The following is a 22,198-nucleotide window of genomic DNA, read 5'->3' as shown; positions in this document are numbered from 1 at the left end:
AACGTAAAATCTTTGTAATCTTCATATCTAAGTTATTACAATATGTTACCGTCCGATCCGATCGGGCTTGAGACCAGCATGAGCGCTTGCCCTGGGGCCTGCCCGAGCACCCGCTTCATGCCGTATTCCAATCCATTTTGCTGACGCGAGGGGCCAACACGTCATGTCAACGGTAACCAGCAGCACCGCATCCAGTTCTGCGAGCACGTCGATTCAGGAAGCCGCGCAGTCGATCATCAGCGGCTCGACCAAATCGAACACGGACGTGAACGCCCTCGTCACCGCGCTCGTCAATGCGAAAGTGGCCGGCAAAAAGGCCGCGCTCACCAGCCGGGCCACGCACGACAACAATCAGTTGACCGCGATCGGCACGGTGAAGTCGGTGCTCTCGCTGCTGCAAAGCGCCCTGACACCGCTCGCGAACGGCAGCGCCTTCACCACCTTCACAGCATCTGCCGGCGGCAAGGGCCTGACAGCCTCGGCTGGCAAGGGTGCGGTGGCGGGCAGCTATGCCGTGGACGTCAAAAGCATTGCCGCCTCGCAGTCCATCACCTCCGGCGCGTTCACCAGCAAGACGGCCCTTGGTGCGGGCTCACTGACGTTGTCGGTGGGCGGCAAAAGCACCACCATCAATATCGCAAGCGGCAAAAGCACGCTGACCGATATCGCCGCGGCCATCAACGCGGCGTCCGGTAATCCGGGTGTCGCGGCGACGGTTGTCAACGGGGTGGACGGCGCGCATCTGCTGCTGCACTCCAGCGCCACCGGCCTCGCGAACGGCATCAATGTGCAGGTCCAGTCGGAGAGCGCGGACCTCAACAAGCTCAACGTGAAGAGCACCATTTCGACCACCACACCGGCCACAACCCAGGTGGACGACTCCGGCAACTGGAAGCAAAGCGTCGCCGGACAGAACGCGCATCTCACCCTCTCCGGCATGGAGATCGAGAACGCCAGCAACACCATCACGTCCGCTATCGAAGGCTTGACGCTGAACCTGTCGGCCGACGCGGTGGACAACCCGCAGACGCTCACGATCGCGCAGGACGTCACGGATCAGAAGACCGCGATCAGCGCGTTCGTCACGGCGTACAACAACTTCATCAGCACTTCCGCGTCGTTCACGGGTTTCGACGCCACCAGGAAAGCCGGCTCGCAAGGCGGCGTGCTGCTCGGCGATTCCACCTTCAACGCGATCCGCAACACGCTGGCGAGTGCGATGAGCGGCGGCCTGAAACAGGGCAGCAGCACGGCCAACCTCGCGGCCATCGGCATCACGTTGCAGAAGGACGGCACGCTCAAGACCGACGACGTCAAGCTGACGACCGCGTTGACCACGGACTCGACAGCCGTCGCCGCCCTCTTCGACTCGAAGACAGGCCTGGCTGCTTCGATGAACACGTCGCTGACTTCGTTCCTGAAGACGGGCGGCATGCTCGATGCCCACAGCGACGCGCTCACTGCCGACCTGAAGGCGATCAGCAGCCAGCAAACCCAGTTGACCGATTACACGGACAAGCTGACCAAGGGTTACAACGCGCAGTTCACGGCGCTTAACAAGCTGATGACGCAGACGAGCCAGAACGGCGACTATCTGACCGCCCTGTTTGGCGGGAAGAATAGTGCTGGGGCGATGGCGAACAACAAGTAGGTTCGCGGCATGGGGAGGCGGCGCCTCCCCGCTCACAACAAGCGATGCGCGAGCCGCGCCGCCACCCGCGCGGTGCGCTTGTCGTGATCGAGCAAGGGGTTGTACTCGGCGATATCCGCCGCGCGCAGTTTGCCCGAAGCGCGCACGCGCATCGCCATCGCTTCGACAACCGCCAGCGGCACCCCAAGCGCCGCGGGTGCCGATACGCCTGGCGCGGTCGAGCCGGGCAGCACGTCCAGATCGACGGTCAGATAGATATCGTCTGCGGCTTCGAGCCACGCGTCCAGTTGAGCCAGACGGTGCGGCAATTGCGATTCCTGCAGTTCCGTATCGAGCACATACCGCACGCCGAGTTCCTGCGCCCGTGCGAACAACGCCGCGGTATTGGCGAGATCGCTGATCCCCAGGCACACGTAATTGAACGGCACGCCGCGCGTCGCGCAATCACACGCCATCTGATCGAAGGGCGTGCCGGAATTCGCCGGACGCGTCTGGCGCAGATCGAAGTGCGCATCGAAATTCACGATCAGCAGTCGGCGCTCGGCCGCGTCGCCTAGATGAGCGCGCAAACCGCTGTACGTCCCCCACGCCACTTCATGACCGCCGCCGAACACCAGCGGCCGGCCACCGCATGCGAGGATCGCCGCAACAACCTCGCCCAACGCGTGTTGCGCGGCTTCGAGATCGCCGTCGTCGCAGAGTACATCGCCGGCATCGTACAGTGCCGTCGATGCCTTCGCCGGCAGGCCGGCAAGCGCTCTTCGCAACTCCTTCGGCGCATGCGCCGCCCCCGTGCGTCCCTGGTTGCGGCGCACGCCCTCATCCGAGCCGAAACCGACGATCACCGGCGTATCCCGAGCGAGCCGCTCGCCCGCAAACCGCGTGACCTGGCTGAACACGCGCCGCGTATCGCCAGGCTCGCCGTCGTCGCGGCGGCCGCTCCACACCTTTTCGTCGAACGGAAGGTTCATGCGCGCGACAACACGGCTTGCAGAAAGGCACGCGTACGCGGTTGCGTCGGCGCCGAAAAAATCTCCGAAGGCGGCCCGGCTTCGACAATCACGCCGCCGTCCATCACCACCACGACGTCGGCGACTTCCTTGGCAAAGCCCATTTCGTGCGTGACGACCACCATCGTCATGCCTTCGCTCGCCAGCAGCTTCATGACCTGCAGCACTTCGCCGACCAGTTCCGGGTCGAGTGCCGAGGTGGGTTCGTCGAACAGCATCACGCGCGGCTGCATGGCAAGCGCCCGGGCAATCGCCACGCGTTGCTTCTGGCCGCCCGAGAGGCTGGCGGGCATCACATTGGCCTTGTGCGCGAGGCCCACCTTGTCGAGCAGGGCCATGGCCGCGGTTTCGGCCTCGGCCTTGCTCGCGCCGCGCAGCATGCGCGGCCCCACGGTGATGTTATGCAGCACCGACAGATGCGGAAACAGATTGAACGACTGAAACACCATGCCGACCTCGGTGCGCAGCGCATTGAGCGAGCGCTCCTTCAGCATGACGCCGTGATCCACCAGACGATGACCGCAGATATCCACGGTGCCGCCTTCGGCCTGTTCGAGACCGTTGCAGCAGCGCAGGAACGTGCTTTTGCCCGAGCCGCTCGGCCCGATCACGACCACCACCTGCTGCGGTTGAATGTCGAAATCGATGCCGTTCAACACGACGTGCGCGCCGAACGACTTGGTCAGCCCGCGAATCTGAACGATAGGTTGCGACGCGTTGTTCATTGCACCATGCCTCCTGCACGCAAACGACGCTCGACGCGATGCAGTGCGTAATTGGTCGCCTGGGTCAGCACGAGATACACCAGCGCAATGGCCAGGTACACCTCGAGCGAACGGTACGACACGCTGATGATTTTCTGACCTTCGTGCATCAGGTCGTCGATGGTCAGCAGGGACACCAGCGCCGAGTTCTTGATTAGCGCGATGAATTCGTTGCCGAGCGGTGGGATCATCCGCACCACGGCCTGCGGCAGGATGATGGCGCGCATCGCCTGGCCCGAGGACATGCCGATCGACCGCGCCGCCTCCATCTGCCCGCGATCCACCGACTGGATCGCCCCACGCACGATCTCCGAGACGTAGGCGGCCGAATACAGTCCCAGCCCCAGCACGCCGCACACGAACGCGGGCAGCAGGATGCCGAACTGCGGCAGGCCGAAGAACAGCAGAAACAGTTGCACGAGCAACGGTGTGCCGCGGAAAAACGTCAGGTAAGCGGTGCAGAAGCCGTACAGGACGCGGCGCTTCGGCGTAAGACGGCCAATGCCGATCAGGAGACCGAGCACGCAACTCAGTGCAAGCGCCGCCGCGGTCACTTCCACCGTGACGAGCGCGCCGTGTGCGATGTCGGTCCAGCCGGCGATGACCGGCGAGAAATCGAGTTCCATCTGTCTGACTCAGCCGGTTATTGCGCGTCAGCGCCGAACCACTTGTGGACGATCGCCGCATAGGTGCCGTCGGCCTTGATCCTGGCGAGTGCGGTGTTCAACGCACCCTTCAGCTCAGGCTCGTCCTTGCGCACGGCAACGCCGTACTGCTCGGTGGTGAGCTGCTGGCTGATCACGCGAAAGCCGCCGCGCGTCCTGGCCAGTTGATACGCCGCAGGTTTGCCAGTGACGGCCGCATCGGCCCGGCCGATACCGACCAGATCGAACATCTCCTGGTTTTTCTCGACTTCGACGCGCTGTACTTGCGGGTAGTTGTCGCGCAGGAAGTTGACCGATTTCGTGCCCACCTGCACCGAGACTTTTTTGCCGTTCAGGTCGGTCAGCGCCTTGATCGGCGAATCGGTTTTCACCAATGCGACGAGGCCGCCCGCGTAGTACGGGTCGGTGAAGTCGACCACCTTGGCGCGGTCGTCGGTGATGTAGATCGCCGAGATCGCAGCATCGAAGCGGTGAGCGATCAGGCCGGGAATCAATCCCTTGAAGTCGATGTCGGTCCACTGCACGGTCTTGCCCATCGCCTTCGCCAGCGCATTCATGATGTCGATGTCGAAACCGGTGCGCGCGCCGTTTTCGGTGAACTCCATCGGCGGGAAGGTGGCGTCGGTGGCGACCTGCAGCACATTGGCGCCTTGCGCCGAGGCTGGGCCGGAGAAGCCCGCAAAGGTGACGGCGAGCGTCAGGCAGGTGAGGGAGAACAGGCGTTGCAGTTTCATGGCGGAGCTCCAAAAAAGGACCAAGGCAAGGATCAATGCGGAATCGGGACCGGGAGAATCGTTCGGGTTCGGGTTCGTGAAAATCATTCGGACTGCAGATGCTCGGAGATGGCGCGGGCCGTGCGTAGCGTCCCGTCGATAAACTGGCTTTCGCGGCCGGCGGCGCGGGTCGACGGCGCCATCAGCGTGATCGAGGCACTGCAGCCCGCCGCGCGGCCGCCGCGATGGAAGATCGGCGCGCTCACGCCCCACACGCCTGGGTCGACTTCGCTGTCGCTGACGGCGTAGCCTTCGGCGCGGATGCGCGCCAGTTCAGCTTCGAGCGCGGCACGCCCTGGCGCGTCATGTTCGAACGTGCTGTCCAGTACTTCGGTGCGTGCCTTGTCGCTCATGAAGGCGAGCAACGATTTGGCCGAGGCGCCGGCTTTCAGGGGCACGGCCCGCCCCTTCTCGAACGAGCAGCGCAACGAATGCTGGCTCTCGACCATTTCGAGGCACATCACCTGGTTCTTCACTGCGACGACGAGCCCGATGCTCTCTTGCGAGACCCGCGCCAGCACCTGCATTTCGCTGCGGCTCGCTTCGACGAGCAGCGAATTGACGTCGAAGCCGAGCGCGAGTTGCAGGCTAATCGGACCAGGGGCGTAGTGTCCGGCGTTTTCCGCGACGAAACCCCAGCGTTTGAGGAGCGCGATCTGCCGGTAGAGGGTGCTTTGTGCGAGTCCGGTGATGGCCTGCAGGTCTCTCACGGAAAGCGCCTTGCCATGACTGGCCAGCGCCGCAAGGACGAGCAGCACACGTTCTGCACCGGTGACATTCTGTTCCGCGTTCACGACCACCACGACACGACGAATAACGATGAAGTGAGGATGCCAGAACGTTCTCAGATTTCAAAAATCGATTTCCCATGGCGTGAGAATCGATGACGAGGGTTTTCCCCTGAACAGGAGAAAACGACGCGCGTGAGCCGCGAACCTCACAACGGCAGCACGCTCACCCCCACTTCCACACGATGCGCGCCACCGCCGAGAATCATCCCGCGCAGCAACGACACGTCGCTGTAATCGCGCCCAATCGCGAGCGTCACGTGATCCATATCGGCGAGCACATCATTCGTCGGATCAAGATCGATCCAGCCACTCCCCGGGCAATGCACCGACACCCACGCATGGGACGCATCCGCCCCAATCAGGCGCGGCTGGCCCGGCGGCGGATCGTTGCGCAGATAGCCGCTCACATAGCGCGCCGGCAGCCCGAGCGAACGCAGACAGCCGATCATCACCTGCGCGAAATCCTGACATACACCGCTCTTCAATTCGAACGCGCGCTCGGCCGGCGTATCGAACATCGTTGCTGAAGGCTTATACGCGAAGTCGCGGTAAATGCGATGCATCAGATCGATCGCACCGGCCGCGACCGGCGTGCCGGGCGTGAAGCTCGGTAGCGCATAGGCGCGCAACGCGGGCCGCAAAGCAATATTCGGCGAGGCAAAACAGAATTCGACCTCGGGCCGGAACTCGCCGCCCACGTGAAAACGCAGCGCGTCGGCCACCTCCTCCCATGCGGGCGTGGTGTCGGGATCGAGCTTCGTCCAGCGCGGCGTCAGTTGCACCGTGGTTTCGCTGACCATCTGCAGACGCTCGTGCGGCGCGTCGAGCGTGAAATACAGCACGTCGTTGCCGAACGCATCGATGCGGCTGTGCATATACGACGGTTCCGGCTCGATCTTCTCTTCATGCGAGATGACGCGCTGCCAGGCGCACACCAGCGGCCGGATGGTCGCGAGATGCTGCGCGGTTTCGACGAAGGTCGAATAACGGTAAGTGGTGCGGTGCGAGACCGACAGGATGGTCTGTGCGGTCTTCATGACGATACCTGCGAAGCGAGCGTGTTGGCGTGGCTGAAGTAGCGCGCGCTGATTTCGTTGGCCGCCGCGGCGGCGAAAGCGCCGAGGTCGTCGCAGACCTGGATCAGCACCGTGTAGGCGCCGTTCTCGTCCGTCTCGCACAGGCTTTCGAGCGACGGCAACGTGTCGGGCGGCGGCATCAGATCGACAAACGCGCGGTGGCGGGTGCCGCCCGCCGCAATCGTAATCTCGTCGAGCTTGCCGCACAGCCGTTCGTAGACGCCGTACAGGCCGCGCGGATTGGTCGGCTCGACCACCAGCAGGTCGATCAGCGCCGGCACTTCGAGACGGCCCGGGTAGAGCGAGCGGTAAGTCAGCGTACTGTCGAACAGTTGCAGCAGCAGGTCGAAACCGGCCGGCGTGGCGAGTTGACCCTTGTCGGCCACCACGCGCAAGGTCGACGTCATCGAGGCGACCCGTTCGATATGCCGGCCGGCAAACAGCAGGCGCCACGCTTCGTCGCGGGTCATGCGGTCGCCTTGCGCGCCGCTGATCGCCGAGAGTTGCGTGGCCAGATGTTCGAGCGCGTCCATCAAGGTGACGCGATCGTAGCGGTCATGACGGCTGCTGCCCGGCGCGGCGGCGCCATTGCCGTTCGCGGCGCTCGCACTGGCGGCGGGCATCAGCTTCTGCAAGGCGTCGCGGAAGTCGTTACGGGCGGCGAGAATCGTCCGCCAGTGGTCGTTCGAAAGACGGCCGCGAATCTCGCCGCTCGCCCGCACCTGCGCGTTCAGCACCTGGCCGATGCTGGCGGGCCCCGTGGTCTCGTGCAGATTCGCCACCAGCGTGCGTTCGAAGGCCTGCAGCGAATCGTCGTTGCGCACGTCGCCGAATTGCACCAGCCCGCAGTACAGCGCCAGTTCGACCAGCGTCTCGAACATGGCATCCGCGTCGTTGCTCTCCAGCGAACCGAGGATCAGGCGCAACAGCCGCACGTTATTCTCGGCGCGTTCGCTGTAGCGCCCGGCCCAGAACAGATTCTCCGCGGCCCGGCTCGAGACCGTGCGATGCTTGCGCGCGAGGTCGGCGGGCTGCATCGGCGAAGGCAGCAGCGTGAAGGTGGAGATCGGCTGGCTCGACAGCACCCAGGTATCGACGCTGCTGCCGCCGAACTGCATCGACACCGTCGCCTGCCGTTCCGCGGCGAGACGCGTGAAGCCGCCCGGCATCACATGCCAGCCGCCGTTGAAATCGGCGATCGCATACACGCGCAGCACCGACGGACGGCGCCCCAGCGTGCCGTCCTCATAGCGCGGCGCACACGAATACGGCAGCGGCAGTTGAATCGTGAAGTTATCGGGCAGCGCTTCGATCCGGCCGCGCCATGCATCGAGCGGCTGAACGCCGTGCGCGAGGCCCGGCGGACTGTCGCGCTGCGCGGTCGGCCAGGTCGGCACGAGAAAGGCTTCGTCCAGATGCGCAAAGGCGTGCTCGCGCGCCGCCTCTTCGCCGCACCACCAGGTCGGCACGCCCGGCAGCAGCAGGTCTTCGTCCAGCAGCGCCTCGGCGATGCCCGGCAAAAAACCATGCAACGCCGGGGATTCCACAAAGCCCGAACCCGGCACGTTGGAGACGATCACGTTGCCGGCCCGCATCACCTGCAACAGGCCCGGCACGCCGATGCTCGAATCCGCGCGCAGTTCCACCGGATCGCAAAACGCGTCGTCGAGGCGACGCAGCACTACATGCACCCGCTCCAGACCGGCGAGCGTCTTCAGATACAGCATGTCGTCGCGCACCGTGAGGTCTTTGCCCTCGACGAGCGTCACGCCCAGATAGCGCGCCAGAAAGACATGCTCGAAATAGGTTTCGCTGAACGGCCCCGGCGTGAGCAGCGCGATATGCGGCGAACTGTCCGCGGCATCGCCATGCATCACGGCACGGGCCGACTGCACGAGCGTGGCGATCAGTTGCGAATAGGTCGGCGCGAGGCGGCTCACGTGCAGCGACCGGAACGGCTCGGCGAACTGGCTCGATACGATCAGCCGGTTCTCCAGCGCGTAGCCGAGGCCCGAGGGCGCCTCGGTACGATGCGACATGACCGTCCAGTTGCCGTTCGGCGCACGGGCAAGATCCACCGCGACCACCTGCAGATACTGGCCGCCCGGCGGCGTAAAGCCGCGCACGGACCGCAGATAGCCCGGGTGCCCAAACACCAGCGCGGGCGGCAACTGGCCGCGCTGCAGCAGGGTCTGCGGACCGTAGACGTCGGCCACCACCGCGTTGAGCAACTGCGCCCGCTGCATCACGCCGGCTTCGATCTCGGCCCACTCGGCCTCGTCGATCAGCAACGGCAGCAGATCGAGCGCCCACGGCCGTGGCTCGCCCTTGTCCGCGTAGACGTTGTAGCTGATGTCGTTATCGCGGATCTGCTGCGCGACCGAGGCCGTGTGGTGCTCGAGCGCGGCAATGCCGTCGTCGCCGAGCAGTTCGAAAAACCGCCGCCACGGCTCGCGCAACGACCCTGACGAATCGAGCAACTCGTCCCAGTGCCCATCGCGGACCGGCAGCACCCGCAGGAGCGACAGCGCATCCGCGTGAGCCGCGGTTGCCTCGAAGGGAAAAGTCGATTGAAAGGCCAAGGTCGTATCGGGTTAATTGTTTTTCAGGTCACCAGTAGCGTAAGTCCAACGTGAACGGGAATTCCAGACTGCGTTGCGGCGCCTCTGCCACGAGCGGTCCAGGCGTATGACCCATCGTAAAGAAGCGCGCGCGCCGCCGGCTCTCGGCCTCGTACGCGTTGACCGGGAAGGTCTGGTAATTGCGCCCACCCGGATGAGCCACATGATACTGGCATCCGCCAATAGAACGGCCAGTCCAGGTGTCGACGAGGTCAAAAGTAAGCGGAGCATCGACGCCGATCGTCGGATGCAAGGCCGACGGTTGCGACCACGCCCGATAGCGCACGCCCGCCACAAACTCGCTGACGCGGCCTGTGGGTTGCAGCGGCAGCGGCACGCCGTTGACGGTCACCACATGACGGTTCTCGTTCAGACCCAGCACGCGCACTTCAAGCCGCTCCACCGAGGAATCCACATAACGCACCGTGCCGCCCGGCGCGCCCTCCTCGCCCATCACATGCCACGGTTCGAGCGCGCTGCGGATGGTCAGCGTCACGCCGCTGGTCGTCGTTTCGCCCACCAGCGGGAAGCGGAACTCGAAATGCGGCGCGAACCACGAGCGGTCGAAGGCGTAGCCTGCTTCGGCCAGGTCCGCGAGGACGTCGTCGAAATCCATCTCCACAAACGTGCCCAGCAGGAAACGGTCGTGCAGTTCCGTACCCCAGCGCGTCAGACGCGTGGTGTACGGCGTCTTCCAGAAACGCGCCACCAGTGCGCGCAGCAGCAACTGCTGGACAAGGCTCATGCGCGCGTGCGGCGGCATTTCGAAGCCGCGCAGCTCCAGCAGACCGAGGCGGCCGGTCGGGCCGTCGGGCGAATAGAGCTTGTCGATACAGAACTCGGCGCGGTGCGTGTTGCCGGTGACGTCGATCAGGATGTTGCGCAGCGAGCGGTCGATCATCCACGCCGGCAATTGCCCGCCGTGGCGGCCGCCGAGCAGATCGATCTGGCGCTGCAGTTCGCGGAAGGCGATCTCCAGTTCGTAGATCTGGTCGTTACGCGCCTCGTCGACGCGCGGCGCCTGGCTGGTCGGTCCGATAAACAGCCCCGAGAACAGGTACGACAGCGACGGGTGGTTGAGCCAGTAAGCCACCAGGCTCGCCAGCAGATCCGGGCGTCGCAGGAACGGACTGTCGGCCGGCGTCGCGCCGCCGAGCACGAAGTGGTTACCGCCGCCGGTGCCGGTGTGGCGGCCGTCGGTCATGAACTTCTCGGTGCTCAGATACGTTTCGTGCGCCGACTGGTACAGATACTCGGTGTGGTCGACCAGTTGCTCCCAGCTCGACGCCGGGTGGATGTTCACTTCGATCACGCCCGGGTCCGGCGTCACCTGCAGCATCTTCAGACGCTGATCGCGCGGCGGCGGATAGCCTTCGATGACGACCTTCATGCCCAGTTCGGCGGCCGTCGCTTCGACTGCGGCGAGCAGGTCCAGATAGTCGTCGAGCTCGGTGAGCGGCGGCATGAACACATGCAGCATCTTGCGGCCGCTGCCGAAACTGTCGGTTTCGACCTTCGGACCGGCGGCGCGAGCAGGATCGCGGGCTTCGACGCACAACGCGGTGCGGGTGATCCAGCTTGCCGACTCGCCCCGTTCGGGTATGCGCAGGGTGGCGGGCGTGGCGCCGGCCGCCCCTGCGCCGGTGCCCGTACCTGTGCCGCCGGCGCGCAGTGCAGCCGCACCGCCCACACCGTGACCATCCGCGCCGCCACTTGCCTCGCCTGCCACACGCCCCGCCCCCGTGCCGCCTTCATACTGCATGCGCAATTGCGCCGCCGTGCGCAGCGGCGCGGGCGGGGCGAACGGATCGTGCGCGTGCTGGTACGGATAGTCCGTCTCCGAGACCCACGGCAGCGCATCCAGCGGCAGGCGGTAGCCCATCGGCGAATCGCCCGGGATCAGATACATGCGGTCGCCGCGGAAATACCACGGACCTGTGACCCAGCGCGGCCCTTCCAGCGGCAGGTCGCGTTCGCGCGAAAGCGGCAGCACGTAGCCCGTCACCGAGGCGAGGCCGCTATCGTAGACGCGCCGTAAGCGCACGCGCTCCATCTCGTCGTCGAGGCGCGAATCGAACGGATCGACGTTGACCGGCAGGCGCCGCTCGCGCCACAGGTAGTACCAGGTGTCCTCGTAGCCGGCCTTGATGAACTGCGCGTCGAGCGCGAGCTTGCCCGTCAGGTGGGTCAGGAAGGTACGCGCGTCTTCCGCGGTATAGCTGCCCGGCTGGCGCTCGTCGGCGAACAGCGTCGGATCCTGCCAGCACGGCTCGCCATCCGCCCGCCAATAGAGCGACAGCGCCCAGCGCGGCAGTTGCTCGCCCGGATACCACTTGCCTTGACCGATATGCAGGAAACCGTTCGCGCCGTAGCGGGAACGCAGCTTGTCCATCAGCCCGACCGCGTAGCTGCGCTTGGTCGGCCCGAGGGCGTCGGTGTTCCACTCGGCGGCGTCGCGATCGCGCACCGCGACGAAGGTCGGCTCGCCGCCCATCGTCAGGCGCACGTCCATCGCCTCCAGTTCCTCGTCCACGTAGGCGCCCATCTTCAGGACGTCGGACCAGACTTCCTCGGTATAAGGCTTGGTGACGCGCGGCGTCTCCAGCACCCGCGAGATCGACATCGTGTGTTCGAACTCGACTTCGGACTCGTCCACCGCGCCCGAAATCGGCGCGGCGCTGCCCGGCTCCGGTGTGCAGGCTACCGGAATGTGGCCTTCGCCCGCCAGCAGGCCCGAAGTCGGATCGAGCCCGATCCAGCCGGCGCCCGGCAAGTAGACCTCGCACCAGGCGTGCAGGTCGGTGAAGTCGACTTCGGTGCCGCTCGGGCCGTCCAGCGACTTGGTATCCGGCGCCAGTTGCAGCAGATAGCCGGACACGAAGCGCGCGGCAAGCCCCAACTGCCGCAAGGTCTCGACCAGCAGCCAGCCGGAATCGCGGCACGAGCCAGCCGCCGTGGTGAGCGTTTCTTCGGGCGTCTGCACGCCGGGTTCCATCCGGATCAGATAACGGATCTCGCGCTGCAGGCGCTGGTTCAGTTCCACCAGAAAGTCCGCGGTCACCTTGGGCGAGCGGTCGATGCTCGCCACGAACTCCTTGAAGCGCGGGGTCGGCTCGCGCTTGATCAGGTAGGGCGCCAGCTCGGCGGCGAGGCCGGGCGCGTACTCGAAGGGGAATTTCTCGGCGGACGGCTCGAGGAAGAAGTCGAACGGGTTGTAGACGGCCATTTCGGCCACCAGGTCGACGGTGATCTTGAACTCGCGGGTTTTCTCGGGAAACACCAGCCGCGCCTGGTAGTTGGCGAAGGCATCCTGCTGCCAGTTGATGAAATGTTCGGCCGGCTCGACCCGCATCGAATACGACACGATCGGGGTACGGCAATGGGGCGCGGGACGCAACCGCACGACCTGCGGCGACAGCGCGACCAGGCGGTCATAACGATAATGTGTGACATGGTTCAACGCGACACGTATAGACACACCGGACTCCTGGGCGAAGGATGGCAGCCCGCCAAAAAGCAAGCTTCATGCCGTTGGTAGAAAAACTTGCCGGGTCTGGCCTCGCGGCCGGCAAACAAACTCCGTATGCGCATGCGTGGACCTTGCAGCCTCCCGAAGCCTGCAAGAACCTGTCGACGCCTCACCTGGCGCACCCGTCGGCCAGCCTCGCACAAGGCTTTCCCGGCTGCACGCACCAAAGCGGCGCAGAGCGCATGCCCCATCATGCACGTAATGTGCGTTAAACCAGTGACGTCTGGCAAATGCGGCATGAAGATTGCGGTGTATCCGGCGCCCGTCAGCCCACCTTCAGGTCCCCCATGAGAACCTTCCACTGCAACCGCTGCGAGCACCTTGTGTTCTACGAAAACGTCCTCTGCGAGCGCTGCGAGGCGATGCTCGGCTTCGTGCCGGAACTGGGCGAGCTGAGCGCCTTCGAGGCGGCCGGCGGAGATGCCGGCGAGGGCCTCTGGCGCAGCCTGCATCCGCAGGCCGCCGGCGCGCTGTACCGGCAATGCGGCAACTACGCGCTCGAACACGTCTGCAACTGGATGATTCCCGCCGGGCAACCGGAGACGCTATGCCGCTCCTGTCTCCTGACGCGCACCATTCCGAACCTCACGCCGCCCGATAACCGGCTCTACTGGTACCGCCTCGAAGTCGCCAAGCGGCGCCTGCTCTATACGTTTGCGACGCTGGGCGTGAAGGTCGAGTCGCGCCGCGACCATCCGCAGGACGGGCTCGAGTTCGAGTTTCTCGAGGACACCGGCGACGGCGGCCAGGTCATGACCGGCCACGACAACGGCCTGATCACGCTAAACATCGCGGAAGCCGACGACGCCTATCGCGAACGCACCCGCACCGCCATGCACGAGCCCTACCGCACCCTGCTCGGGCATTTCCGGCATGAGACGGGACACTACTACTTCGACCGCCTGGTCGCCGGCACGCCCTGGCTCGAGCCGTTCCGGGCGCTGTTCGGCGACGAGCGCGCCGACTATGCAGAGGCGCTGGAAACCTACTACCGCGACGGTGCGCCGGCCGAGTGGCCGCAGTCGTACATCAGCGCCTACGCGACGATGCATCCGTGGGAGGACTGGGCGGAGACGTGGGCGCACTACCTGCTGATCGTCGACGTGCTGGATACCGCCACCTCCTATGGCGTGGCGCTTTTGCCGAGCGATCCGAGCGAGCCGACGCTGACCGACCAGACGCCGGTCGAAGACGCCAGCTTCGATAACCTGATGAAGCGCTGGTTTCCGCTGACGTACGCGCTCAACAGCCTGAACCGCAGCCTGGGTATGCCCGACGGCTATCCGTTCACGCTCGCGCCGCCGGTCGTCGAGAAGCTGCGGCTGGTGCACCGGGTGATTGCCGGACAGCCGCCGCCGACACTGTCGGCGCCCCCGCCCACTGCACCGCCACCCGGCCCGGAAGCGGTTACGCCGTCGTAAATTTTTGTGACGGCTGGTAAACTTTGGTAGTGAAACGGCGGCTATCCTGCTCGTTCGAGCGGACAGCCGCTGCTCCGGCGCGCCCGCCGGGCCGGCTCCGCATCCCTCTCGCTACCCTTTCGGATCAAGGCAGGACCTCGATGCGGACCGACCAGTCTCTGGCCTTGGCCAAAGAGCGCCACCTCGCGGGCGACCTCGCCAGCGCCCGCTCGCTCTACGAAACCGTCCTCGCCGACGAGCCGGCCAATGCCGACGTCATGTTTCGCCTTGGCGTGCTCGGGCTGCAATGCGCCGCCTATAACGAAGCGCTCGACTGGCTGGACCGCGCAATCGCGCTGGCGCCCCACGAAGCCCGCTATCAGTTCGCGCGCGGCCAGGTGCTGTCGGCAGCGGGACGTTTCGACGACGCCATCGACACCTACCGCGCCCTGCTCGCCTTCGACGCCACCTCCGCGGACCTGTGGTTCGCGCTCGCCGGCGCGTTGCAGTCGAACGGCGACGCGCGCGGAGCGGCCGCGGCGTATGAGTCGGCCGCCGCGCTCGATCCGGCGCAGGTCGATGCATTGAACAACCTGGGCAACTGCCATCGTCAGCTCGGCGCGCCCGAACGCGCGCAAGACGCGTATCGCCGCGCCCTCGCCGTGCAACCCGATCACGCGAACGCGCTGACCAACCTCGGCACGCTCCTGCAGGAGAGCGGCCAGCTCGACGCCGCCATCGACCTGCTCAGCGCGGCAGTGCGCAGTGCGCCGGACTCCCCGACGTGCCTGCTCAACCTCGGTGTGGCGCGCTGCGCGCGGCGCGAGTTCGACGAGGCGGTGACCCTGCTCGCGCGCACGCTCGCACTCAACCCGCACTTTCCCGAAGCCGCGTACAACCTCGGCAACGCGCTGCATGCGCTCGGGCGGCGCCACGAGGCCCAGGCGCAGTACCGCCATGCGGTCGCGCTCGATCCGCTGCACGCCGACGCGCATAACAACCTCGGCAACGTCAGCAAGGAGCTCGGCGAATACAAGTCCGCCGCGGCGGCGTTCGACGCCGCGATCCGCACGCGTCCGGGCTTTGTGGCGGCCTATAACAACGCCGGCAATCTGATGCGCACGCTGCGCCGCACGGGGGAAGCGGAGGCGCTCTTCGAAGCCGCACTCGCAGTCGACCCGGATCACTCGGTCTCGCACAACAACCTCGGCAACGTCCTGAAAGACTGCGGCGCGCTCGACGAAGGCATCGTCCACTACCGCCGCGCCATCGAGTCGGATCCGGACAACGTGGTCGCGCACAGCAACCTCGCCTATGCGCTGACGTTTCAAGCCGAAGCCGGCGAAACGGTGCTCGCCGAATGCCGGCGCTGGTCCGCGCAGCATGAAACGCCGTTACGTGCGACGCGCCGGCCGCATCCAAACGACCGCACACCGCAGCGACGGTTGCGGATCGGCTACGTGGCGGCGGACTTTCGCGACCACTGCCAGTCGCTGTTTACGGTGCCGTTCTTCTCGCATCACGATCATGAGCAGTTCGAAATCTTTTGCTATGCGAGCGTCGAACGTCCCGACGACCTGACGCGCCGGCTGGCCGGTTATGCCGACGTCTGGCGCGACGTTCGCGAACTCGACGACGAGCAGCTTGCGCAGCAGATTCGCGCGGACGGTATCGATATCCTCGTCGATCTGGCCATGCACATGGCCGACGGCAGGCCTTTGCTGTTTGCGCGCAAGCCCGCGCCGGTGCAGGTGGCATGGCTGGCCTATCCGGGCACTACCGGGATCGAGGCGATCGATTACCGGCTGACCGATCCGCATCTCGATCCCACACACGACCACCACTACACCGAACGCTCAGTGCGCCTGCCCGACTCGTTCTGGTGCTACGACCCGTTGGCGAACGAGCCCGCGGTCAACCCGCTGCCGGCGTTAACCGCGAACACGTTCACGTTCGGCTGCCTGAACAATCCCTGCAAGCTGACCGACCGCACGCTCGCCATGTGGAGCGCCGTGTTGCGCGAAGTCGGCGAGGCGCGTCTGCTGCTAATGGCGCCGGCCGGCAACGCCCACCAGAATCTCGCGCGGCGGATGGAACGCCAGGGCATCGATCTGCAGCGGGTCGGCTTCGTGCCGTTCCAGCCGCGTGGCGATTATCTACGCACCTATCACCAGATCGACCTAGGCCTCGACACGTTTCCGTACAACGGCCACACGACGAGCCTCGATTCGCTATGGATGGGCGTGCCCGTTGTCACGCGGGTCGGCGAGACCGCTGTGGGACGCGGCGGCCTGAGTCAGCTCGTCAATCTGGGACTGCCCGAACTGGCCGCATACTCGGACGACGCGTTCGTCCGCATCGCCGTCGCGCTGGCTGCGGACCGTACGCGTCTCGCGGACTTGCGGCAAGCGCTGCGGCCACGTATGGAGCGATCGCCGCTGATGGATGGCGCGCGCTTTGCCCACCACGTCGAAGCGGCTTACCGGACGATGTGGCAGGCGTGGTGCGCGCAGTAAAGCGAGCGAATCAGTAGGCGACATACGGCCCGGTACCGCCCGGTGTCGCTTGCTGCTCGACTGCCGCGTAGACGTTGCGGCCGTAGAAGAACGGCAAACCCCAGTCGAAAATCGCGGACGTCACGAATGCCGGTCCCGCAAGCAGCGGCATCACCGAGTCGCCGCCGGAACTCTGCGTCAGCGCCGTCGCGTTGCCCACATTGAACGACACCGCACTGTTGACGCCATTCACGCCTTCGATCATCGCGCTCAACTGCTCAGTCGAGGTTGGGCAGTAGTACGCACTATTCGGACTCGCGCAGGTGGGCAACGCGCTGGTCTGGAAGAACAGTCCGGTTGAACCGCTGTCCATGATGCTCTTCGTGTACGTCAAGCCGTTTTGCACCGTCGAGAACGTGCCGTTCGACGGACTGACGCCGATCACCTGCGCACTGGCCAGGCCATTGTTGCTTTGCGTGCCGATGCCGAACACGAGTTGACCGGTCAGCGTCACTTCGCTATTCGAGCCGACCGCCGGCAGCATCAGGATCGAACCGTTGTTGTCGGTCGTGAAGTAGGGAATCGGATTGGCCACCTGCAGCGCTTCCGCGATCGCAAGCGACGTGCAAGTGGTCCCCGCACATCCGTAGTAGGTCGCGGGCACGGCCTGCTGCGCGCAGTTAGCGCCGCAATCGTGCTTGAACACGCCGATGCCGAGCACACCGTTGGCCGCCAGCGCGACCGGGGTGTTGCGCGAGGCGCCGACGCTGCTGCAGTTCGACGGCACCGCGCTGTAGCCCGGATCGATCACCTGGATCGGCAGCGAAGCGGCTTTCTCGCCGCCAACCTGCACGTCGGCGATCCGCACCGCACCCCACGTATAACCGTCGAAGAACTGCATGCATTCGGCGAGCTGATTGCCCGAGGCATCCTGCTCCTGCGGCAACGCCACCGAGGACGGCAGTTGCGAAGCGAACACGCGCAGCCCCCACGAGCCGGTATCGACCAGCACGTGATTGATGGTCTGACACTGCGTGGTGCCCGGCGCGCACACCGTAACGCTGACGAAAGGCATGTTCGGCACGCCGCTCACACCGGAGTCGACCGTCACCGCCACCGCGTTGGCCGCCAGCACCTGGGTCGCCGGCGACGTATTGGTGACCGACTGCGTAGGCGCCGACGCGTTCGACGCGCTACCGCTCGAGCTGCCGCCGCCACCGCCGCCGCATGCGGCGAGCAGCACCATCAGCAGCGCGGCAATCGCCAGCTTAAGAAACGAATCTGAATCGCGCATGATGGCTCCGTTATTGAATGACGTTGACATCGACGCCCGCCGGCACGGCTTGCGGCAGGTACGCATGACCGGCGAACGCGCGCAGGTGGCCGCCCGAGAACACCACCAGGTCGCTGTTCGAGACCGCGAGCGGTGTGCCGCGGCGCGTCGCGGTTGCCGCAACGTAGGAGTCGAAGGCTGCGCCGAGCGTGGTCTTCAGATCCGGCAGCGTCGGGCCTTCCCATGCCACGCCGAACACGATCCCGCCGGGCGCCACATACTCGCGCACGACCGTGCCCGAAGGCAGCGTCAGCAGATGAACCGTGTACGCGGCTTGCGAAGTCGCGCTGTGTGCGGTGGCGTGCATGAGCACCTGGTCGTTGCCGACGGTGCTGACGTTCTGGCCAAGCGTGGCCTCCGCGGGCAAGGAAAGGACACAGGTTGCCCCCAGCATTGCGCAAGCAATGCCTGTATGAAGCATCGTTTTCAAGTGAATTCCTTCGAGGTGAAAACGCTCGCGAATCGCCCGTGGCGATCGAGAACGACGAATTAGGGGCGCACTCCTCGACCGGTGGAAACCGGTGCTGCAATCACGCCGGAAGAGGTTGCGTGAATGCGTCTACGGAGCGGCGGGGCGAAACTTTAGCGAGGCAAAAAGCACCCTCGCAATCGTTTGGCTGAGCGTGTTAAACGGCGTGACAGCACATGCTGTTTGACTGAAGAAACCAGTACCTGTACTGGCGGTGCATCCCGGCCCGTTTAGGTCGTTTCTTGCGTTTTAAGCGAACAGCATCAGAAAAATTAAGGGCGGCAGCAAAAAATCCGGCAACGCGGAAAATTTTGCGGATCGTATTAAATGGGCGCTACATAATCGACGTTCAGCCTGTTTCCCTCATACATTTCGTTATGCGAAGCTTTTTATTCGTCTGAGGAAAACGTTGGGCGGTTTCGTTGCGAAGCCGGGACGGAACCCGCGGAGCCGCAAACCGTGTCATCGTCGCGCCGCGATCTGCAAATGAAAATGCCGGCGCTGACGGAGTATGTCCTGTCAGCACCGGCATCGTGTTCGACCCGGACGCGCCAGACCCGAGTTCAAATGGAATTCGAATCGGGCGCGTGGGCTACCGCCGCCGATCTGTTACTTCTTCGGTTGCAGTAGGGTTTTCAGCTCCTGCACATTCTCTTCGACGCGTTTGGCGATCACGGCATACGACTCCGCCTGCGACTGATATGCCGCCTGCGCGAGTTGCTGCATGTCGGCCAACGCTTTGTGCAAGGTCTGCTGGACCAGTTCGGCCGTTTGCGTGGGTGCCCCACCCGAGGCGGAGAATTGTCCGGCCAGCGACTGCAGTTCGCCCAGAGTCGAACGCAGCATGTCGGCCTGCTTCTGCGCGAGCGACTGCATGCCCTGCAGCGCAGCCTGATTGGCCGTTACCAGCGCCTCGACGTCCTTGCGTCGCGCTTCCATGATGGCGGGCACGTCGAAGCCGGGTAGCTTGAACTGCTCCAGCATTTTGGTGAATTCGCCAAACGGATTGGCGGCGTCAGGTCGTTCCATGCTCATTCCTCCTTGGGGCAGATGGGTCCACGCCAATCGCTGCATCACTGATGACCCCCAGGGCCGATGAATGTGCCTCGATTGACCTCCGGTGTGCCGTGGCTCGCTGTTGCGCCGAAACTGCTGCCTGCCGGGCGCCTGCGGGCCATGCCGCTACACGGCTCAATCATGCGCCTTCTGCACACATTGCGCCAGCTAAGGGACAGAAGTGACCGCTGCCCTGCGGCGTTGCTCGACCCAGACCGCGCTCGCTGCGCCGCATCGCACGTGCCTTACTGCGCGTTACCTGATGCCTCGACATCATGGGCCACTGCTACGCTCGCGCGAGGTGTCAGCGAGATGCCGCCGAACCCGTTTGGTGCATGGTTGAAGTGTATTTCGCAGGTTGCCGTAACCCGAATGAAATAAACCAAACCCTTATCGGCACAAGTTCACGCAAATGTGCCATGCACACCTTCAGAACTCATAGCGCATGTCGTTTACACACCTACACCCCTGCGCAGCGTGAGGTTTTTCTCAGACGAAATAGCTCACGCGCCCCGCCCTCCGCAGAGATCGTTTTTCCCCATCGTGTACAGGTATCCGCATGAACAAGCTGACGAACACAATCAAGTTCAAGATCATTCTCGCGCTCGGCGCGTGCATCGTCTTGATGATCGCCATTGGATTGATGGGCGTTCGTGGGCTCGCAACCTTGAGCTCGGACATGAACTCCATGTATGGAGACAGCACGGTACCGATTGAAGACCTCGCGGCCACTCAGGCTTACGCACTGAAGATTCGCCTCGCGCTGAGCCGCCTGCAGGTCCTCCACGATCCGAGCGAGGTCAAGCAGGCATCGGAGCAGATCCATGGCTTGCAGAAGAAACTCGACACAGCGTGGACCGACTACTACCCGGGTAAAGTTTCCGCGGACGACGAGCGCAAAATCGCCGACCAGATCTCGGCTCAATACGCCGACTTCAAATCGCTGGTCGACTCGCAACTCGCGGCCGCCGACAGCGGCACGCCCGATACCGCCGCGGCGGACCTGGAGAACATGCGCAACGTGGGCACCAAACTGTCCGACACCATCGATCAGGACATCGATGTGAATGCGACCCAGGTCAAGCAACTCGCCGGCCAGGGTATCGACACGTTCCACATGCTGCTGTGGATCGCAATTGGTGGGATCGTGCTGGGCCTCGCCGTTGCGATCGCCGCATCGGCGTATCTGCTGAAGGCGATCATGAATCCGCTCCAATCGGCGGTACAGCTCGCGCAACGCATCGCCGAAGGGCAGCTTGAAAACGAACTCACGATTCATTCGAAAGACGAATTCGGTCATCTGCTCGGCGCGCTGAAGCAGATGGATACGCATCTCGCCGAAATCGTCCGCGGCATCAAGACGTCGAGCGAATCGATCATGGTCGCCTCGAGCGAGATCGCAGCCGGCAACATGGACCTGTCCTCGCGCACCGAAGAGCAAGCGGCTTCGCTCGAAGAAACGGCCGCCAGCATGGAAGAGCTCACTGCAACCGTCAAGCAGAACTCCGAAAACGCGCGCCAGGCGACGACGCTGGCAGGCAATGCGTCGGACGTAGCCGACAAGGGCAATACGGTCGTGGAACGCATGCTGGTGACGATGGGCGATATCACCGCGAGTTCGGCGAAGATTGCCGACATCACCACACTGATCGAGGGCATCGCCTTCCAGACCAATATTCTCGCGCTGAACGCGGCGGTCGAAGCCGCCCGCGCCGGCGAACAGGGCCGTGGCTTCGCGGTGGTCGCAGGCGAAGTGCGCAGCCTCGCGCAGCGTTCGTCGAGCGCCGCGAAGGAGATCAAGGACCTGATCCAGAGTTCGGTGGCAACGATCCACAACGGCTCGTCGCAAGCGGAAGAAGTGGGCCGCACGATGGCGGAAGTGCAGCAGGCCATCAAGCGGGTGGCCGATATCAACGCGGAAATCTCGGCTGCATCGGATGAGCAAAGCCGCGGCATCGAGCAGGTGAATCAGGCGGTGGGCCAGATGGACGAAGTGACGCAGCAAAACGCGGCGCTCGTCGAAGAGGCGTCGGCAGCCGCGCAGTCGCTCGAACAGCAGGCCGCACAGCAAAAACGTGCCGTCTCCGTGTTCAAGGTCACTGAGAGCAAGTCGGCCGGCGCCGCGCCGCGTACCGTCGCCGCCGCGAGCAAGGCAAAGGCGCGTGCTCCGCTGGTGCGTCCCGCGCCGAAACGCGCGCCGGTCGCCCCCGCTGCAAAACCCGCAGCCGCGTTGGTCGAGGGCGGCTCCGACAATTGGGAAACGTTCTAACGCGTGAGAACAACGGCGGTACGCGCTCGAGACTTCGTACGATCGCGCACCGTCCGGCACGGTCGATCCGCACGCAAGCTCCGCTTCCCTCCTCGCTGCGAGTGCGGCGCATCAGGCGCGCCGCGCAGCCACGCCTCGATGCCTCCGGCTTTGCTCTGCCCTGCGCCGCATCATGCAGTCACCACGTCCGACGTCGCATCCGGACGCCACCCTATCGCCGCAGGACGTTTATGTAAGATTTGGCCGATATACTCGCCACGCCTCGCTAACCGGTGTTTCACCTTCCTTGTCGAGCC

General features: G+C 64.6%; 15 protein-coding genes. 4 read left to right on the top strand and 11 right to left on the bottom strand.

Going from position 1 to position 22,198, the window contains the following annotated elements; translation table 11 throughout:
* Window positions 1-163 precede the first annotated feature (163 nt).
* The gene (gene fliD / locus P3T42_RS18875; protein WP_074296173.1) at window positions 164-1,651 is read left to right on the top strand and encodes a flagellar filament capping protein FliD; all 1,488 of its coding nucleotides are present in this window, start codon (window positions 164-166) and stop codon (window positions 1,649-1,651) included.
* Window positions 1,652-1,683: 32 nt separating this feature from the next.
* On the opposite strand, the gene hutG is transcribed toward fliD, so the two are convergent.
* The 8 genes from hutG to P3T42_RS18835 all read right to left on the bottom strand — a co-directional run bounded on the left by hutG (window position 1,684) and on the right by P3T42_RS18835 (window position 12,829).
* Entirely contained in the window at window positions 1,684-2,622 is a 939-nt protein-coding gene (gene hutG, locus P3T42_RS18870) for a formimidoylglutamase (RefSeq protein WP_429306889.1), read from the bottom strand.
* Complete coding sequence (locus tag P3T42_RS18865) at window positions 2,619-3,386, bottom strand: amino acid ABC transporter ATP-binding protein (protein ID WP_074296175.1); 768 nt, start codon at window positions 3,384-3,386, stop codon at window positions 2,619-2,621. The genes hutG and P3T42_RS18865 overlap by 4 nt, the downstream gene beginning before the upstream one ends.
* A complete protein-coding gene (locus P3T42_RS18860) occupies window positions 3,383-4,051 on the bottom strand; it encodes an amino acid ABC transporter permease (protein WP_074296176.1) in 669 nt (222 codons plus the stop codon). Before P3T42_RS18860 ends, P3T42_RS18865 begins: the two co-directional genes overlap by 4 nt.
* A gap of 17 nt (window positions 4,052-4,068) precedes the next feature.
* Window positions 4,069-4,824, bottom strand: a complete 756-nt coding sequence (locus P3T42_RS18855; protein WP_429306888.1) for a transporter substrate-binding domain-containing protein — start codon at window positions 4,822-4,824, stop codon at window positions 4,069-4,071.
* A gap of 83 nt (window positions 4,825-4,907) precedes the next feature.
* Window positions 4,908-5,657, bottom strand: coding sequence for an IclR family transcriptional regulator (locus tag P3T42_RS18850; protein ID WP_429306887.1), 750 nt, complete (start codon window positions 5,655-5,657; stop codon window positions 4,908-4,910).
* 143 nt (window positions 5,658-5,800) lie between these two features.
* Window positions 5,801-6,691, bottom strand: a complete 891-nt coding sequence (locus P3T42_RS18845) for a transglutaminase family protein (RefSeq protein ID WP_074296178.1) — start codon at window positions 6,689-6,691, stop codon at window positions 5,801-5,803.
* Window positions 6,688-9,312, bottom strand: a complete 2,625-nt coding sequence (locus P3T42_RS18840) for a circularly permuted type 2 ATP-grasp protein (protein ID WP_429306886.1) — start codon at window positions 9,310-9,312, stop codon at window positions 6,688-6,690. Before P3T42_RS18840 ends, P3T42_RS18845 begins: the two co-directional genes overlap by 4 nt.
* 28 nt (window positions 9,313-9,340) lie before the next feature.
* Window positions 9,341-12,829, bottom strand: a complete 3,489-nt coding sequence (locus P3T42_RS18835; protein WP_074296180.1) for a DUF2126 domain-containing protein — start codon at window positions 12,827-12,829, stop codon at window positions 9,341-9,343.
* Window positions 12,830-13,167: 338 nt separating this feature from the next.
* Here P3T42_RS18835 and P3T42_RS18830 point away from each other — a divergent pair, with 338 nt between their 5' ends.
* Both P3T42_RS18830 and P3T42_RS18825 read left to right on the top strand, forming a co-directional pair.
* The gene (locus P3T42_RS18830; RefSeq protein ID WP_074296181.1) at window positions 13,168-14,301 is read left to right on the top strand and encodes a zinc-binding metallopeptidase family protein; all 1,134 of its coding nucleotides are present in this window, start codon (window positions 13,168-13,170) and stop codon (window positions 14,299-14,301) included.
* 140 nt (window positions 14,302-14,441) lie between these two features.
* On the top strand, window positions 14,442-16,796 hold the full coding sequence (locus tag P3T42_RS18825; protein WP_429306885.1) for a tetratricopeptide repeat protein: 2,355 nt from the start codon (window positions 14,442-14,444) through the stop codon (window positions 16,794-16,796).
* A gap of 10 nt (window positions 16,797-16,806) precedes the next feature.
* Here P3T42_RS18825 and P3T42_RS18820 read toward each other — a convergent pair whose 3' ends face one another.
* From P3T42_RS18820 to phaP, 3 genes are all read right to left on the bottom strand, one after another.
* On the bottom strand, window positions 16,807-18,069 hold the full coding sequence (locus P3T42_RS18820; RefSeq protein WP_074296183.1) for a DUF3443 domain-containing protein: 1,263 nt from the start codon (window positions 18,067-18,069) through the stop codon (window positions 16,807-16,809).
* A gap of 10 nt (window positions 18,070-18,079) precedes the next feature.
* Window positions 18,080-18,529 (bottom strand): DUF2844 domain-containing protein, encoded by a 450-nt coding sequence (locus tag P3T42_RS18815; protein ID WP_083640379.1) that lies wholly within the window; start codon window positions 18,527-18,529, stop codon window positions 18,080-18,082.
* A gap of 657 nt (window positions 18,530-19,186) precedes the next feature.
* Window positions 19,187-19,606: a phasin family protein gene (gene phaP / locus P3T42_RS18810; protein ID WP_074296185.1), complete on the bottom strand. Its 420-nt coding sequence runs from the start codon at window positions 19,604-19,606 to the stop codon at window positions 19,187-19,189.
* Between the two features lie 586 nt (window positions 19,607-20,192).
* On the opposite strand from phaP, the gene P3T42_RS18805 reads away from it, so the two are divergent.
* Window positions 20,193-21,902 (top strand): methyl-accepting chemotaxis protein, encoded by a 1,710-nt coding sequence (locus tag P3T42_RS18805; RefSeq protein WP_429306884.1) that lies wholly within the window; start codon window positions 20,193-20,195, stop codon window positions 21,900-21,902.
* The last annotated feature ends 296 nt before the right edge of the window (window positions 21,903-22,198 follow it).

The organism is Paraburkholderia sp. GAS38, assembly GCF_050434965.1.
Classification (GTDB): domain Bacteria; phylum Pseudomonadota; class Gammaproteobacteria; order Burkholderiales; family Burkholderiaceae; genus Paraburkholderia; species Paraburkholderia phenazinium_A.
The sequence above is the reverse complement of the archived record's forward strand: the minus strand, read 5'-3'. Positions and strand labels throughout refer to the sequence as shown.

Excerpts from the sequence above, each read along its gene's own strand:
- fliD (WP_074296173.1), top strand. The coding sequence starts at position 164 with ATGTCAACGGTAACCAGCAGCACCGCATCCAGTTCTGCGAGCACGTCG.
- hutG (WP_429306889.1), bottom strand. The coding sequence starts at position 2,622 with ATGAACCTTCCGTTCGACGAAAAGGTGTGGAGCGGCCGCCGCGACGAC.
- P3T42_RS18865 (WP_074296175.1), bottom strand. The coding sequence starts at position 3,386 with ATGAACAACGCGTCGCAACCTATCGTTCAGATTCGCGGGCTGACCAAG.
- P3T42_RS18860 (WP_074296176.1), bottom strand. The coding sequence starts at position 4,051 with ATGGAACTCGATTTCTCGCCGGTCATCGCCGGCTGGACCGACATCGCA.
- P3T42_RS18855 (WP_429306888.1), bottom strand. The coding sequence starts at position 4,824 with ATGAAACTGCAACGCCTGTTCTCCCTCACCTGCCTGACGCTCGCCGTC.
- P3T42_RS18845 (WP_074296178.1), bottom strand. The coding sequence starts at position 6,691 with ATGAAGACCGCACAGACCATCCTGTCGGTCTCGCACCGCACCACTTAC.
- P3T42_RS18830 (WP_074296181.1), top strand. The coding sequence starts at position 13,168 with ATGAGAACCTTCCACTGCAACCGCTGCGAGCACCTTGTGTTCTACGAA.
- P3T42_RS18825 (WP_429306885.1), top strand. The coding sequence starts at position 14,442 with ATGCGGACCGACCAGTCTCTGGCCTTGGCCAAAGAGCGCCACCTCGCG.
- P3T42_RS18820 (WP_074296183.1), bottom strand. The coding sequence starts at position 18,069 with ATGCGCGATTCAGATTCGTTTCTTAAGCTGGCGATTGCCGCGCTGCTG.
- P3T42_RS18815 (WP_083640379.1), bottom strand. The coding sequence starts at position 18,529 with ATGCTTCATACAGGCATTGCTTGCGCAATGCTGGGGGCAACCTGTGTC.
- phaP (WP_074296185.1), bottom strand. The coding sequence starts at position 19,606 with ATGGAACGACCTGACGCCGCCAATCCGTTTGGCGAATTCACCAAAATG.
- P3T42_RS18805 (WP_429306884.1), top strand. The coding sequence starts at position 20,193 with ATGAACAAGCTGACGAACACAATCAAGTTCAAGATCATTCTCGCGCTC.